At 68.7% G+C, this 15,868-nt stretch carries 12 protein-coding genes; 7 read left to right on the top strand and 5 right to left on the bottom strand.

The window, feature by feature from the left end; all coding sequences use genetic code 11:
* Window positions 1–95: 95 nt before the first annotated feature.
* Window positions 96–794: a deoxyribose-phosphate aldolase gene (deoC, locus tag AC1DHX_RS05755; RefSeq protein WP_476859119.1), complete on the top strand. Its 699-nt coding sequence runs from the start codon at window positions 96–98 to the stop codon at window positions 792–794.
* A gap of 52 nt (window positions 795–846) precedes the next feature.
* A complete protein-coding gene (locus AC1DHX_RS05750; RefSeq protein WP_230010712.1) occupies window positions 847–1,071 on the top strand; it encodes a hypothetical protein in 225 nt (74 codons plus the stop codon).
* Window positions 1,072–1,142: 71 nt separating this feature from the next.
* On the opposite strand, the gene AC1DHX_RS05745 is transcribed toward AC1DHX_RS05750, so the two are convergent.
* Both AC1DHX_RS05745 and mfd read right to left on the bottom strand, forming a co-directional pair.
* The gene (locus AC1DHX_RS05745) at window positions 1,143–1,973 is read right to left on the bottom strand and encodes a metal-dependent hydrolase (protein ID WP_018774647.1); all 831 of its coding nucleotides are present in this window, start codon (window positions 1,971–1,973) and stop codon (window positions 1,143–1,145) included.
* A gap of 4 nt (window positions 1,974–1,977) precedes the next feature.
* Window positions 1,978–5,649 (bottom strand): transcription-repair coupling factor, encoded by a 3,672-nt coding sequence (gene mfd / locus AC1DHX_RS05740; RefSeq protein ID WP_476899903.1) that lies wholly within the window; start codon window positions 5,647–5,649, stop codon window positions 1,978–1,980.
* Window positions 5,650–5,896: 247 nt separating this feature from the next.
* Between mfd and AC1DHX_RS05735 the strand changes: the two genes are divergently transcribed.
* From AC1DHX_RS05735 to AC1DHX_RS05715, 5 genes are all read left to right on the top strand, one after another.
* Window positions 5,897–7,462, top strand: a complete 1,566-nt coding sequence (locus AC1DHX_RS05735; RefSeq protein ID WP_476899902.1) for an SDR family oxidoreductase — start codon at window positions 5,897–5,899, stop codon at window positions 7,460–7,462.
* Window positions 7,463–7,510: 48 nt separating this feature from the next.
* The gene (locus AC1DHX_RS05730; protein WP_476859122.1) at window positions 7,511–8,008 is read left to right on the top strand and encodes a DUF2505 domain-containing protein; all 498 of its coding nucleotides are present in this window, start codon (window positions 7,511–7,513) and stop codon (window positions 8,006–8,008) included.
* Between the two features lie 4 nt (window positions 8,009–8,012).
* Complete coding sequence (locus AC1DHX_RS05725) at window positions 8,013–8,234, top strand: SCO4848 family membrane protein (RefSeq protein ID WP_018774651.1); 222 nt, start codon at window positions 8,013–8,015, stop codon at window positions 8,232–8,234.
* Window positions 8,235–8,329: 95 nt separating this feature from the next.
* Window positions 8,330–8,773 carry a VanZ family protein gene (locus AC1DHX_RS05720; protein ID WP_476899901.1) on the top strand — a complete coding sequence of 148 codons (444 nt, stop codon included), beginning with the start codon at window positions 8,330–8,332 and terminating at the stop codon, window positions 8,771–8,773.
* Between the two features lie 29 nt (window positions 8,774–8,802).
* Complete coding sequence (locus AC1DHX_RS05715; protein ID WP_476856545.1) at window positions 8,803–10,116, top strand: UDP-glucose dehydrogenase family protein; 1,314 nt, start codon at window positions 8,803–8,805, stop codon at window positions 10,114–10,116.
* Between the two features lie 10 nt (window positions 10,117–10,126).
* On the opposite strand, the gene sufU is transcribed toward AC1DHX_RS05715, so the two are convergent.
* From sufU to AC1DHX_RS05700, 3 genes are all read right to left on the bottom strand, one after another.
* Entirely contained in the window at window positions 10,127–10,582 is a 456-nt protein-coding gene (gene sufU, locus AC1DHX_RS05710; RefSeq protein WP_230009833.1) for a Fe-S cluster assembly sulfur transfer protein SufU, read from the bottom strand.
* Between the two features lie 11 nt (window positions 10,583–10,593).
* The gene (locus AC1DHX_RS05705) at window positions 10,594–11,901 is read right to left on the bottom strand and encodes an aminotransferase class V-fold PLP-dependent enzyme (RefSeq protein ID WP_476859123.1); all 1,308 of its coding nucleotides are present in this window, start codon (window positions 11,899–11,901) and stop codon (window positions 10,594–10,596) included.
* 1,183 nt (window positions 11,902–13,084) lie between these two features.
* On the bottom strand, window positions 13,085–15,808 hold the full coding sequence (locus AC1DHX_RS05700; protein ID WP_476899900.1) for a helix-turn-helix transcriptional regulator: 2,724 nt from the start codon (window positions 15,806–15,808) through the stop codon (window positions 13,085–13,087).
* Window positions 15,809–15,868 lie beyond the last annotated feature (60 nt).

Raw genomic sequence — 15,868 nt, 5'->3', positions numbered from 1 at the left:
TAAGCCGCGCACCACGCGGCGCCGCCAGGGCCCGCAGGCCCACAAGGCCCGGGAAGGGACCGCCGCGTCCCAGGCCCGCCACGAAAGGGACCACCATGAGCCAAGAAGCCGCCACCGGGGGGACGCCCAACATCGCCTCCTACATCGACCACACCCTGCTCAAGCCGGAGGCCAGCGAGGCGGAGATCCTCAAGGTCTGCGCCGAGGCGGCGGAGTACCACTTCAAGTCGGTCTGCGTGAACCCGGTCTGGGTCAAGACCGTCAAGAAAGCGCTCAAGGGATCCGGCGTCCTGACATGCTCCGTGGTGGGATTCCCGCTGGGCGCCACGCCGAGCGACGTCAAGGCCTTCGAGGCCCGCGGCGCGGTCCTGGACGGTGCCGAAGAAGTGGACATGGTCATCAACATCGCCGCGGCCCGTGCCAATGACAAGGGCGCGCTGGTGGACGACATCGCCGCCGTCGCGGCCGCCGTGCACGAGGGCGGAGCCATCCTGAAGGTCATCATCGAAACGGCGCTGCTGGGCGATGACCAGAAGGTGCTCGCCTGCGAGGCCGCAGTGGAAGCCGGGGCGGACTTCGTGAAGACCTCCACGGGCTTCAACGGCGGCGGGGCCACTGCCGAGGACGTCGCTCTCATGCGCCGCACCGTCGGCCCGGACCTGGGTGTCAAGGCCTCCGGCGGCGTGCGTTCCCTGGCCGATGCTCAGGCTATGATTACTGCAGGTGCAACACGTATTGGCGCCAGCTCCGGTATCGCGATCGTCAAGGGTGAACAGGGTTCGTCCGCGTACTGACCGTGCCGGCACCGCCCACAGTTTTGAGCCCCCCGGGGCCGAGGAGGAACGAATGTCCAGCAACACCACCCCGTCCCGGCGCGTCGAGAACAGCCTCGGATCCAGCATCGCCCTGTTCGTGCCGATGATGGTCCTGTTCCTCGGTGCGATCTACTCGCTGTCCTTCCTGACGCTGGAAAACACCTGGCCGATGGCCGTCTGCCTGATTCTCTTCGCCGCCGCGTTCTGGATCCCGCAGACCCTGCTGGGACGCTCGGACTCGGCCGGCGAAAACTAGGCCACTCCTGACCCTTAAATGACTGAAGCTCCGGTTCATCCGGAGCTTCAGTCATTTAACCGGTGGCAGTCCTAGCCGGGCACCAGCGCGAACAGGCCCTTGACCAGCCCCGTGCCGAGGGCCAGGGCCGCGGGGAAGTGCGCTTTGGCCACCGCCAGGCCGGCGCCAAACATCCCCACCATGGCGTAGCCGCTTACCGGGATCAGGACGAACCATTCCCGCCGCGAACCCGCCCGGCCCAGCAGCGGGATGGAGAACGCCCCGTTGGCCCTCCAGATGTTCTTCAGCAGCGGCAGTTTCCGCAGGACCTTGGGCGGCTTGATCACCAGTGGCCAGAGCAGCGGCACTCCCCCGGTGGTGATCATGTCCCCCACAATGTGCACCAGCACCCCGGTAAGCATCGAAACCGGCAGCCAGGTCCACTGGTGCGGCGCGAACCACGTCACGAGTCCGGCCATGAGCAGCCCGACGATCCAGTTGCTGATCCAGCCGAATTTCGGGAAGAGTTTCAGTGCCTTCGCGGCGATGTTGATCATGAACATGCACAGCAGGCCGGCTCCGACGGACAGCAGCCCCCACTGGGTCTGCACCTGCCACTGCCCGGCGATCGTGGCCAGCAGCACGAAGAACGCCGCGCCCAGCACCGAATGAGTGCCCTGCCGGTGGCCCCCGCTGGCGTTCTCAATGCCGCGCGCCACCAGGTTGGACAGCGGCGGCAGCGCGTGYGCCACCGTGCTGGCACGGTGGTCCCAGTCGCAGACCAGCGCGGTCCCCGCCGTCGCCATCGCGCCGATCACGATTCCGGTGGGATCCAGCGGGTACCAGCCGAGCGCATACGGGCCGGTCGAGGCAATGGCTACCCACGCCGCGGCTCCCGACGCGGCGTGATGTCCTCCCATCATTCTTTTATTTCACCGCCGGTGTGGCAGAGACAGGGGCGTCGGAGAAGATGTTGCGGATCACGCCGTTGGCCCACTCCAGGATCTCGGCGTCCTGCAGGTCCCGGCCGCCGATCCTGGCCGTCTTGGGCTTCGGAACGAGCACGGCGTCCAGAGCCGGCTTCGCCTGCGCGCCGGGGTACATCCGGGTCAGGCGCATGAGCTTGGACTCGGGCAGTTGCGCCGGGGAGAACTTGATGAAGTTGCCCTGCAGCGCGACGTCGGACAATCCGGCCTCGCGGGCGCCCACCCGGAACCGGGCGACGTCGATCRGGTTGGTGGCCGGCAGCGGCAGCTCGCCGTAACGGTCCACGAGCTCCGCGAGGACCTCCTCGATCGCCTCGTAGGTGATGGCACTGGCGAGTTTGCGGTAAGCCTCCAGGCGCAGCCGTTCGCCCGGCACGTAGTCGTGCGGCAGGTGCGCGTTGACCGGCAGTTCGATCTTCATTTCGGCGGCCTTCTCCTCCGCCTCGCCCCGGTATTCGGCCACGGCCTCGCCGACCAGCCGGATGTAGAGGTCGAAGCCGACGCCTTGGATGTGGCCGGACTGCTCGCCGCCGAGCAGGTTGCCGGCGCCGCGGATCTCCAGGTCCTTCATGGCCAGCTGCATGCCGGCGCCGAGCTCATTGTGCGTTGCGACGGCCTTGAGCCGTTCCAGCGCCACCTCGCCCAGCGGCTTTTCCGAAGGGTAGAGGAAGTAGGCGTAGGCGCGTTCACGGCCGCGTCCCACACGTCCGCGCAGCTGGTGCAGCTGGGAGAGGCCGTACTTGTCCGCGCCGTCCACGATCAGGGTGTTGGCGTTGGAGATGTCCAGGCCGGTCTCGATGATGGTGGTGCAGACCAGGACGTCGAAGCGCTTTTCCCAGAAGTCCACGATGATCTGCTCCAGCCGGCTCTCGGACATCTGCCCGTGCGCCACCTCCACCCGGGCCTCAGGGACCAGTTCGCGGATCTTCGCCGCGGTGCGGTCGATCGTGGACACCCGGTTGTGGACGAAGAACACCTGGCCTTCGCGCATCAGCTCACGGCGGATCGCGGCGGAAGTCTGCTTGTCCGTGTACGGGCCCACATACGTCAGCACGGGGTGCCGTTCCTCCGGCGGGGTGGCCAGGGTGGAGGTTTCGCGGATGCCGGTCAGGGACATTTCCAGTGTGCGCGGAATCGGGGTGGCGCTCATGGCCAGGACGTCGACGTTGGTGCGCATCTTCTTCAGCGCTTCCTTGTGTTCGACGCCGAAACGCTGCTCCTCGTCCACGATCACCAGGCCGAGATCCTTGAAGCCGAAGTCCTTGGACAGCAGCCGGTGAGTGCCGATCACGACGTCCACGGAACCGGACTTGACGCCGTCGGCGGTTTCTTTGGCCTCCTTGCCGGTCTGAAAGCGGGACAGCGGCTTGACGACGAGGGGAAAGCCGGAAAACCGTTCGGTGAACGTCTCGTAGTGCTGCTGGGCGAGCAGCGTGGTGGGMACCAGMACKGCGACCTGCTTGCCGTCCTGGACCGCTTTGAACGCGGCCCGGACAGCGATCTCTGTCTTGCCGTAGCCGACGTCGCCCGAGATCAGCCGGTCCATCGGGATCTCCCGCTCCATGTCGGCCTTGACCTCGTTGATGGTGGTCAGCTGGTCCGGGGTCTCCACGTACGGGAAGGCCTCCTCCAGTTCCCGCTGCCACGGGGTGTCCGGGCCGAAGGCGTAGCCGCGGGAGGCCATCCGGGCCGAGTACAGCCGGATCAGCTCGCCGGCGATCTCCTTGACCGCCTTGCGGGCCTTGGACTTGGTGCTCGCCCAGTCCGCGCCACCCATCTTGCTCAGCGCCGGAGTGTCGCCGCCCACGTACCGGGTGACCTGGTCCAGCTGGTCGGTGGGCACGAAGAGCCGGTCGCCCGGGGCTCCGCGCTTGGACGGGGCGTACTCCAAGACCAGGTATTCGCGCACGCCCTCGCCGCCACCGGCAACCTTGCGCTGGATCAGCTCCACGAACCGGCCGATGCCGTGCTGTTCGTGCACCACGGAGTCCCCGGCCACGAGCTGCAGCGGATCCACGGCATTCCGCCGCTTGGACGGCATCCTGCGCATGTCCTTCGTGGAACCGGCCGAGGTCCGGCCCAGCAGGTCAGCCTCGGTCAGCAGCGCCAGCTTGAGCGGATCCAGGACAAAACCGCGGCCGACGGCGGCGGTGGTCACCTCGATCAGCCCGGCCTGCGGATCGGCCTCGAGCGTGTCAACCCGCGCGCACGGGATGTCGTTGTCGTGGAAGAGTTCGGCGAGGCGCTGCGCCGGGCCCGGGCCCTCGGTGACCACGACGATCCGCCACTGGTCCCGGACGCGGGAGCCGATGAAGTCCATCATTTCCGCCACGTCGCCCTGGTAGCCGCGGGGTTCCCGGGCGTGCAGGTTCAGCACGTCGACGTCGGGCAGCAGCTCCTCGTCGCTGGCCAGCGAGGTGATGGACCACCAGGAGACGCCGTGCTCGAGGGCCGCGGTGCGGGTTTCGGTCAGCGAGCGGAAGCTGGCCGAGTGCAGCGCTTCGGACGCCGCAGAGGTCAGATCAAGAGGTGCGGTGCCGCCGTCGGACGCCGTGGACCAGGCGGCCTGGAGGAATTCCTCGTTCGTGGCGGCGAGGTCGTGGGCCCGGGTGCGGACCTTCTCCGGCTCGATCACCACCGCGATGGAACCCGCCGGGAGCTGGTCCAGGAACGGCACCATGGCGTCCACCAGCACGGGGGCCAGCGATTCCATGCCCTCGACGGCGATGCCGCCGGCGATTTTCTCCAGCATGTCCGCGGCGGCCGGGAGCTGGGACTTCAGGGTCGCGGCGCGGGACATGACGGAGGGTGTGATCAGGATTTCGCGGCACGGCGGGGCATGGAGTTCGGTGGGATGGTGCAGGCCGGGCGCGGTCAGCGAGCGCTGGTCGGCGACGGCGAACCAGCGCATCTGGTCCACCTCGTCACCAAAGAACTCGACCCGGATGGGGTGGTCCTCGGTGGGCGGGAAGACGTCCAGCATGCCGCCGCGGACGGCGAATTCGCCGCGGCGGGTCACCATGTCCACCCGGGCGTAGGCGGCGTCGGCCAGGCTCTTGACAACACCGGTGAAGGGGGCCTCCTGGCCGACTGTCAGGGTGACCGGCACCAGTTCGCCGAGGCCGGCGACGATCGGCTGCACGACGGCGCGGACGGGGGCCACCACGACGCGCAGCGCACCGGCGGTGGACGATTCGGGGTGCGCGAGCCGCCGCAGCACAGACAGCCGCCGGCCGACGGTGTCCGAGCGCGGGGAGAGCCGCTCATGCGGCAGCGTCTCCCAGCTGGGGAACTCCGCGATCGTCTCGGCCGGCAGGAAGGCGCGCAGGGCCTCGGTCAGGTCCTCTGCCTCGCGGCCGGTCGCGGTGACGGCCAGGACCACGGGCACTCCCCGGCCAGCCCCTGCAGAGCCGGTTTCGTTTCCCGCCAGGGTCGCGAGTCCGTCCGCCATTTCCGCGAGCAGCGTGGACCGCATTCCGGCCGGGGCGCTGATCTGGTAATCCTCGCTGCGGGCGGCGAACCCGCGGGCGGCCTCGGCCTGGATCCGGGCGTAGTTCCGGTCTTCGGCGAGGACACGGCGCAAACCGGTGAGAGAGGGGCCGTTGAGGCTCATAGCTGTTGCTCCTGATGGGATCACGGGGTGCAGGCAACACGAATAGCCGAAATTCGCGAGAATCCCGGGCCCTCCAAGCCTACCGCGGAGCCTCGGGGACCGCCGACGGGCCCGGCCGGTGAGGCCTGCCCGGGGCGCCGCCGACGGGGCTAGGCTGGCTTCAGGAGCGGGCGGCCCATCCAACGCGGGCCGCGCACCGAATGGCTTGGTAGGCCACCCGCCAACTGCTGGCTGACAAGGAGTCACCATGAACGCCACAACCGCAACCCCCGAACCCGCTGGAACTCCTGCTACAGCCCCGCAGGCAGCCACCGCGAAGGCCGCATCCCCTAAGACCGTGCTCGTCACCGGGGCCACCGGCTACATCGGCGGCCGGCTTGTCCCCCGGCTCCTGGAAGCCGGGCACCGGGTCAAAGTCGTGGTCCGCACCCCGGCCAAGATCGCCGGCGTGCCCTGGCTGGACGACGTCGAGGTGATCCACAGCAGCCTCGACGACGGGGACGCCCTGCAGGCGGCGCTCGACGGCGTCGACGTCCTGTACTACCTGGTCCATTCCATGGCGGCCGGGGCCGGCTTCGAGGCCAAGGAAAAGACGATGGCCGGGACGGCCGCCCGGGCCGCGGCCGCCGCCGGTGTGGACAKGATCGTTTACCTCGGCGGCCTGCACCCGGCCGGGGCCGAACTGTCCACCCACATGCGCTCCCGCGAGGCGGTGGGGAAGGTGTTCCTGGACAGCCCGGTGGACGCGGTGGTGTTCCAGGCCGGCGTCGTGATCGGCTCGGGTTCGGCGTCGTTCGAAATGATCCGGCATTTGTCCGAGACGCTGCCGCTGATGCCCGCCCCGAGCTGGGTGCGCAACAAGATCGAGGCGATCGCGGTCCGTGACGTCCTGTACTACCTCGTGGCGGCAGCGTCGCTGGAAGGACGCATCAACCGGACCTTCGACATCGGCTGCCGCCAGGTGCTCAGTTACGCCGGAATGATGCAGGAATACGCCGCAGAGGCCCGCCTGCCGCACCGGGTGGTGCTGGCGCTGCCGGTGCCGGCCCCCAAACTGGCCGGTCTGTGGGTGGCACTGACCACCCCCATCCCGCTCTCCATGTCCCTGCCGCTCGTCGAATCACTCCAGCACGACGCCGTCGCCGCCGAGCACGACATCGACGCGTACATCCCTGCGCCGGAGGGCGGCCTGACCCCCTACCGGCGGGCCGTGGCCCTCGCCCTGGGCAAGGAACGCGACGGCCAGGTGGAGACCACGTGGGCCAGCGCCGGCGTCGACGCCGATCCCCTGCCGAGCGACCCGGACTGGTCCGGACACGCCGTGTACGTGGACGAGCGAAGCTTCCAAAGCGACGTGGACCCCAAATATGTGTGGACCGTCATCGAAGGAATCGGCGGCCGGAACGGCTGGTACTCCCTGCCACTGGCCTGGCAGGTGCGCGGCTGGCTGGACAAGCTCACCGGCGGGGCGGGGCTGCTGCGCGGCCGCCGGCACCCGCACCTGCTGGCCGAGGGCGAGGTGGTGGACTGGTGGCGGGTCGAGCGGATCGACCGTGGCCGGCTGCTGCGGCTGCGGGCCGAAATGCGGGCCCCGGGCCGGGCCTGGCTCGAACTTTCCGTGGAGCCGGAGGGGACGGGCAGCCGCTACCGCCAGCGCGCCATCTTCTTCCCCAAGGGCCTCAGCGGCCGCCTCTACTGGCTCGCAGTGCTGCCGTTCCACAGCGTCATTTTTCCCGCCATGTCGCGGAATATCACCGCCGCCGCCCGGGATCTGGAAAACCTCGAATCGGAGCCAGCCCGGCACACCACGTAGGATGTTGGAGCCCGAAACGTCCACTTCCACATCACGGAGGACCCCCCTATGGCCCTGAGTGCATCCACCACCGTTCCGCACAGCGTCGACCGCGTTACCGCGGTTTTCGTCAATGAAGACTTCCTGCGCCACACGAGCGAACTCGTCGGCGGCACCCTGGAATCCTTCGCCATCGACGGCGACACCGCCGGCGCTTTCAACACCACCACCGTGCGGACCATCCCCACCACCCGGATGCCCGACATTGCCCGGAAATTTGTTGGCGAAAGCCTGAAGGTGACGCAGCTGGAGGCCTGGGAGGCCCCCACCGCCGACGGCTCCCGGCAGAGCAAGATCTCCCTGAAGGTCTCCGGCGCCCCGCTGGACGTGAAGGCTGTCCAGCGTCTCGTGTCCGACGGCGGCAGCACCCGGATCGAGCTCGAGGGCGACGTGACCTCCTCGGTGCCGTTCCTTGGCGGCAAGATCGCCGACGCCGCAGAACCGATGGTCGGCAAGGCCCTGAACCTGCAGTCCCAGCAGGCCCAGGCCTGGCTCGAAAGCCACTGACCCCGTGGAACTGCCCGCGGTCCTCGCCGTCGTCCTGATCGTCGCCGGCGTCTGGTCCCTTGTTGTCTGGCCGCAGTTCCTGCGCCGGGTCATGAAGGATCCGCGTGCCCGCGACGCCAACGGCAAGGCCACGCGCTTCCTGACCGTCCATGTGGTCCTGGTCAGCATCTCCATGCTGCTGGGGGCCGCGACGGCGGCGATTGGCGTGGCCGGGCTGCTCAGCTAGCATCCGGCACACCGGCGGCGGCACGCGCACCCTGCGCCTGCCGCCGCCGGCCGCTAGAATCAGCAAAAAGGTGGACCGCTGAAAGGGGACGCCAGTTGCTACCCCGCCGCGTCGCCATCTGGGGCCTGTGCGCCTGCGTTCCGGTCCTCGGCCTGATTGCCTTCTGGCCGGTGCCCGTTGACCGGGGCGCGGCCACCTACCTCATGCGGTGGCTCCGGCAACTGCRCAGCTGGGGCGTCCCTCCCTGGTTCGACTACGGGGTGGTGGAATTTTCCTCAAACGTGATCCTGTTTATTCCGCTGGGCGCCCTGGTCGCCATCATCCTGGGCCTGCGGCTCTGGTGGGGCGGGGCCGTTGCCGGGTTCATCCTCTCCGTCGTGATCGAACTCGGCCAGATGGCGTTCCTGCCGGCGCGCTTTCCGTCCGTCGCCGACGTCGCCGCRAACACGATCGGCGCCATGGCCGGCGCGCTCGTGGCCAGGCTGTTCATGGCGCGCCGTGAGGCTGTGCGATCCCGACGTCCACCACGTACCCTGTGAACAGGGCCCGACGGGAGGAAATCGGAACTATGCGGATCTCGGTTATTGGTTGCGGTTACCTGGGCGCGGTCCATGCCGCATGCATGGCAAAGCTGGGTCACGACGTCGTCGGAATCGACGTCGACGAACACAAGGTGGCACAGCTTTCAGCAGGCCACGCCCCCTTTTACGAACCCGTGCTCGACGAACTCTTGTCCCAACTTGAGGAATCGGGCCGGCTGCGGTTCACCACCGACATGGCGGCCGCCCGCGGCGCCGAGGTCCACTTCATCTGYGTCGGAACGCCGCAGAAACGCGGCGAAAACGGCGCCGACCTGCGCTATGTCGACGCCGCCGTCGCCTCGCTCGCTGAATACGTCTCCCCCGGCGACGTCGTCGCCGGCAAATCCACGGTGCCTGTGGGAACCGCCGCGGGCCTGGCCGAGGTGCTGGCGGAGGCAGAGCCCGGCGCCTCGCTGGTCTGGAATCCCGAGTTCCTGCGCGAAGGCCATGCCGTGACAGACACCCTGAACCCGGACCGGTTTGTCTACGGCACGCCGGACGGCAGCGAAGACCATCCCGCGGTGGCCGTCCTCGACAGGGTCTACGAGACTCCCCTGGCAGGCGGGACACCCCGGCTGGTGACGGACTACGCCACGGCAGAACTGGTGAAGACGGCAGCCAACTCGTTCCTCGCGACCAAGATCTCCTTCATCAACGCCATGGCCGAGGTCTGCGAAGCCACCGGCGCCGACGTCACCCGGCTGGCCGATGCGATCGGGCTCGACGAGCGGATCGGGCGGAAGTTCCTGAACGCAGGCATCGGATTCGGCGGCGGGTGCCTGCCCAAGGACATCCGTGCCTTCATGGCCCGCGCCGGCGAGCTGGGGGCGGACCAGGCTCTGACCTTCCTGCGGGAAGTGGATGCGATTAACATGCGGCGCCGGACCCGGGTGGTGGAGCTGACACGCGAACTGTGCGGCGGGTCCCTGTTGGGCCAGCGGGTCGCAGTCCTGGGCGCGGCGTTCAAGCCCGAAAGCGACGACGTCCGGGACTCCCCCGCGTTGAGCGCCGCCGCGCAGCTGCAGCTGCAGGGCGCCGTGGTGACGGTCACCGATCCCCAGGCCCTGCCCAATGCCGCCAAGCGCTTCCCCGAACTCCAGCTGGAACCGGACCTGGAGACGACGCTGCACCGGGCCGATGCCGTGCTGCTGCTGACCGAGTGGCAGGCGTACCGGGAGCTGGATCCGCACGCCGCCAAAGCGCTCGTGTCCGCGCCGCGCATCCTGGACGGCCGCAACGTCCTGGACCCTGCCAAGTGGCGGGCGGCCGGCTGGACCTACAAGGGCCTGGGCCGGCCCTGATGTGTTGCCGTCAGGCCGTCAGCGCCTGGCCGAGGGCGTCCTCCGCGGCCACCCAGGAGAGCATGGCGCATTTGACCCGGGCAGCATAACGGGACACGCCCTCAAACGCCGCGGCGTCGCCCAGCACCTCCGGGTCGGCCGGCACCTTCCCGCGCGAGCGCAGCACCTCGCGGAAGCTGTCAATGACGGCGCTGAGTTCCTCGACTGTCATGCCCTCGGCGAGGTCTGTCAGCACGGACGCCGAGGCCATCGAGATCGAGCAGCCGTCGCCGTCCCAGCGCAGCTCACTGACCTTCCCGCCGGCAACGGACACCCGGACCGTGATTTCGTCGCCGCAGGTCGGATTCAGCTGGTGGGACTGGCCGCAGCTGGCCTCCTTGGGCGCGTCCGCGGCGGCGAGGCCGCTGCCGTGCCGGGCCTTGGCATGTTCGAGGATGATCTGCTGGTAAAGCTGGTCAAGACTCATGGATGTCCGTCCTAGGCTTGGAAGTAGGCACGGACATCGGCGACCGCGTTCAGGAACGCGTCCACATCGTCCGTGGTGTTGTAAAGGTACGTACTGGCGCGCGTCGTCGCCGTCAGCCCGAGCCGGCGGTGCAGGGGCTGGGCACAGTGGTGGCCGACCCGCACGGCGATGCCGCGGCTGTCCAGGAACTGGCCGACGTCGTGCGCGTGGACGCCCGCGACGTCGAATGCCGCCAGGCCAATCCGCTCCTGCCCGGCCGCCGGACCCAGCACCCGGATCCCGGGGATGGACTCCAGGCCGCGCACGAGGCGCTGGCCGAGTTCGGCTTCCCAGGCGTGGATGCGGTCCATCCCGGTTTCGCTGAGGTAATTTACCGCCGCGGAGAGTGCCACGGCCTGCGAAATGCGCTGGGTGCCGGCTTCGAAGCGTTGCGGGCTGGGCAGGAAACCCGCCCGTTCCATCGTGACGGTGGTGATCATGGAGCCGCCGGTCAGGAACGGCGGCATCGCGTTGAGCAGCTCCGAGCGGCCATAGAGGGCGCCGATGCCGGTGGGGGCAAGCATCTTGTGGCCGGAGAACACCGCGAAGTCGACGTCGAGCGCCTTCACGTCCAGGGGCAGGTGCGGTGCGGACTGGCAGGCGTCGAGCACCACGAGGGCTCCCGCGGACCGGGCCAGGGCCACCAGGGCGGCCACCGGGTTGATGGTGCCGAGGACGTTTGACGCGTGCGTGAACGCCAGGACGCGGGTGCGCGGGCCGATGATGCCGGCAGCGGCCTCCAGGTCAAGGGCGCCGGCGTCGTCGATCGGGATGAACTTCACGACGGCGCCGGTCCGGGCCGCCAGCTCCTGCCAGGGGATCAGGTTGGCGTGGTGCTCCATCTCCGTGACCACGAGCTCGTCGCCCGGGGCCAGGGCGAACCGGGCCGCTTCGGGTCCGGCGCCCGGCAGGGAAGCGTTGAGGAAGGAGTAGGTGAGCAGGTTCAGGCCCTCCGTGGCGTTGGAGGTCCAGATCAGCTCATCCCACTCCGCCCCGACGAAGTCCGCCACCGTTTCCCGGGCGTTTTCGAACGCCTCGGTGGCCTCGACGGCGAGGTGGTGTGCCCCACGGTGGACCGCGGAGTTCCGCTGCTCATAGAATTCCTGCTCGGCCTCGAGCACGCTGAGCGGGTTCTGCGAGGTGGCACCGGAGTCCAGGTAGACGAGCGGCCTGCCGTTGACGTGCTGCTGCAGGATTGGGAAGTCGTTGCGGATCCTCAGGACCTCCTCGTTTCCGAGCGCGGCGGCAGAGCGGCGGAGATGGGCTGGGGTGGCAACCATGGCGGAGACTCCTGGATCGGCGTTCGCTGCGGCGTACACCGCGCCGGCCGGGCGGCCAGCGTGCAAAATACGTCACACAGATTAAACCTAATTATCCCACGTTCCTGCAGCCCTCCTGCGCGCCCACCGCGCGGACCCGCACACCGCGGAACCCGGGCGGAGGTCCGCGCCCCGTTAGCCGGCTCCGGCGGCCATCGGCTCCCGCGGCGGTGCCCTTCGGCGGCCAAGACCCGGACCGCGACAGGAGCATTGCCCAAGGGCAGCCGCAATCAACCCCCAGCCAGGCGGGTTGGGCTGGTGCTGCCAGAAAATGGCAGACGACAAACGATAGGGGCCGCGGCGATGACCGCAGGGGCCGCGGGTGTGCGTCGCCGGGACCGCGGGTGTGCGTCGCCGGGACCCATTGGCGGGAGCCGTGGGCCGTCGGCATCCAGCACCGGCATGCAAAAGCGGCATGCAAAAGCGGCATCCAGCAGCGACATGCAACAGGGGCGCCGGAACATCCGGCCGGCTCTCACTGCTACTGCGCAAGGCCTGCGCGGCGCAAGGCTCGCCCGACATGCCGGCGCGTGACGCCAGGTCCGGCGAGGGCTTGCACACCGGACGCCGTCACGCGCCGCTACCCCCTGCGGCGATGCCCGACGGCGCCGGTGTCAGGGCCGCGCTTCTCGATGGCGCGGACCCGCGTGTAGACCGATTAAGGGAGCCGGCGGCGGCTGGGGGGAGAGCCTCGGTCTCAGAAGGCTCTGACGCCGCCGGCTCCGACCTTGGCGCGCGGCTGCCCGTTGAGGCACCGCACGATTCCAATGAAGGAGTTAGTGGGAAAGATTACGGCCCGATCACCTCTAATGGTGGCAGTGGCCGCATCCGCAAGCAAGGAATTTGAGACCACACTTTCCTCGGGCCATGCTTGCGGTTGCTGACCGCCCTCAAGTTCCTCATTTTGAGACCTTTGTGAGCTGTTCGGGTTGGAGCTGTACGGGGTGGAGTTGTTCGGGATGGGGCTGTTCGTGGGACTGGCTTAAGTCAATCGCCCGAACGGACTCTGCACACGAGTAGCGTTTACCCGATTTCTGACGCCCTACTCGCCATGGCACTACTTGGAGCTACTCCCGCTGGTCCCGCAGGCCACCCGTGCTGTACGCACGCCACAGCCAGGTCACGCCATGCCGGGCCGGGCCGGTCAGGAGGGCAGCGGGCCGAGGTCCAGGAGGTCCGCCCGCCGGCCCACGCCGAGCTTGGCGAAGATCCGGGACAGGTGCCCCTCCACTGTCCGAAGTGACACACAGAGCGCGGTGGCGATCTCGGCGTTCGTGGCCCCGCCCGACACCAGTTCCAGGACTTCGGTCTCGCGGGCAGTCAACGGGGCGCCGTGATCGCTGCGGACGACCTCCAATTGCGACAACATTCCGGCCTCCACCAGGCGGTGATGGACCCGGCGCTGGACCGCGGTAAGCCGCCACCGCTCCGGGTCGTCTGCCAGGATCCGCTCGGCCTGCTGGGCGGCCTCAAGGGCAAGGAGCCCGTGCCCTGCATTGAGCGCGTCGTCGCTGATGCCAATGAGGTCGGACGCATCGGACGCCGACACCGCTCGCGCGTAGGACTCCACCAGCCTGGCTTCCGGGCCGTCGACTGCGCCGCTGCTGAGGGCGAGGGCTTCGGCGCCCGAGGTGTCACCGCYGCGGARCGCGAGCCGCCTGATATCGGTTTCAACGCCCCGCAGGCTCTCGTGCAGGGCCTCGTCCGCCAGCCGCGCCAAAGCTCCGGCACCGCTCCCTCCGGGCCCTTCTCCGGGTTCAGCCGCCCGGCAGTACGCCTCTGCCAGCAGGTGAAGGGTTTTCGGCTCCCGGTACTCCGAGAGCCGGTAGGCCAGCACATGCTGGCTGGCCTCATGGTGGCGTCCGACGGCGCCTGCGGCGTAGGCCGCAACGGCGCGCGCAAACGGCAACAGACCTAACGGGTCGGCGATAGTAAGCTCTTCGACACTCAGCCGAAGTTCGGCCAAGCTTTCACGCATCCTGCCCTGGCGCAACCGCGAGTAGCCCCGCATGAGGTGCAGCATGCCGCCGCTGTACAGCAGACGCCCAGGCTCACGGGCCGCGTAATCGTCCAGGACATTTCCGAGCCGGTCCCAGTCGCCTGCCCAGATCAGATTCAGGCAGTGGCGCACCACGAGGTCCTCGTAGACCAAGGGAAGTTCCAGGCTTGCGGTTCGGGCGCCGCCCCATGCCTCTCCGTCCAATCGCAGCCCTGCGCGGAGTTGACCTTGGGCGGTCAAGAGTTCGGCGAGGAGGGAAACTGCCGGGACCCGGATTTCGGGATAGGCGCCGGCCGCGGCGATGAGTTCGCGCAGCACGGTTCCAACTGCCATGAACTTGCCGTCCCACGAGTGACTCAGAAGCTCTGTGGCCAGTCCCCCGGCAGCTGTCACGTCCGACGGCCGTCCCGCCGGAGCGCGCCCGGAAAGGTCGGTGCACGTTGCGAAATCCGCAGACAGTGAATCCCGGGCCCGCGATTCCAGGAGCTCTGGTTCCATGGACAGTCCAAAGGCCGGGCTGTGCGTCCCGGCGTCGGCTTGCTGTTGCCGGGCCGGCGTTGCGGACCCGAGCCGGGCTGCGAGGAGGGCAGCCAGGTAGGACGGCCGTCCGGAGGGCACCGGCTGTGCGGCCTCCAGACACGCCACAGCGGCCTCGGTGCGCCCCGCGATGAAGTGCGAATAAGCCAACTGGATCCGGGCCTCGGGGAGGAACCGGGCGTCCCGGATGGCGCCAGCCACCCGGGACGCGGTCGCAGGGTCCAGGTCCGTGTTCGCGGCGACAGCGGCCTGCAGGAGCTGGATCGGAGGGATCTCTACGCCGCAGTCCATGGACCAGCGCAGCCGGTTGAGGGCCGCTCCCGGCGCGGCGGCCCGTGCCGACGGAAGCGACAACACGCTCGAACGCAGGGCCGAACTGCGGCCGGCCGGGACCCGCTGGCGGATAATCTCGCCAAGGATCGGGCTGGCCGCCCGAACCAGCCGGTCATGACCCGTGGAGACGGCAATGATGCCCGCGGTGTCCAGGGCATCAACGGCCTTGGGACCACTGATCCGCAGAATCTGGGACAGGGATAGCGGTCCGGCCATGGCAACGATCGTGGCGGCGGTCTTTTCCTCCGGTGTCATGGAGCGCAACTGCCGGTCCACAACGTCGGCGGCCGGAACTTGGGCCATGTCGGGGTTGGCCAGCAGGAACCATACTCCGTGCCGGAGGCCCAAGGCGCCGCTGGCCCGGGCATGCTGGATCAGGGACATCAGCATGAGCGGATTGCCGTCGGCCGCCTTATGGAACAACGCACTAACCCACGGAGAGACGTCGGCCCGCAGGACCTGCTCGCACAGTTGGTGGGTTCCGATCCGGCTCAGCGGGTAAAGGTCGAACTTGGAAATTATCCCGTCGTCCCAAAGCGCCAGGAACTCTTCCGGAATCATCGGCCCGGGACGGCAGGCCACGAGGATTCCCGCGGCGCCGGTCGCGGCCGCCTGCGCCAACTGCCGGACGGTCCCATGGTCGAGGCAATGCGCGTCGTCGACCACAAACAGAGGGCGGTCCGCCTCGGATTTCAGGCTGCGCGCCATCGCTTCCACGACGGCTGCGTAGGAGTCGAGTTCCCGGTCAGGAAGCCGGGACAAGTACGGCGCCAGGGCACCGAAAGGAACGCTGGCCAGAGCCGAAGTGGCGGTCAGCCGAATCAGGTGGCGGTGGGGCTCGAGTTCGCGGATGGCGGCCTTGAGGACGGCGGTCTTGCCCGCGCCCGCGCCGCCGACGATGAGCGCACCTGATCGGGTGTCGTCACGCAGGCAACGCACCAGGTCCTTGACCAGCGCCGAGCGCTCGATCAGTGCCGAGGTCTCAGCCAGGCTTTCCATCGCCGGTTCTTCCTGCCAGTTTCTGCCCGTCTTGAATAGCCGTCCGGGTTGCCGCCTGCA

This window comes from Arthrobacter sp. 05N33_2 (genome assembly GCF_056397425.1).
The sequence above is the reverse complement of the archived record's forward strand: the minus strand, read 5'-3'. Positions and strand labels throughout refer to the sequence as shown.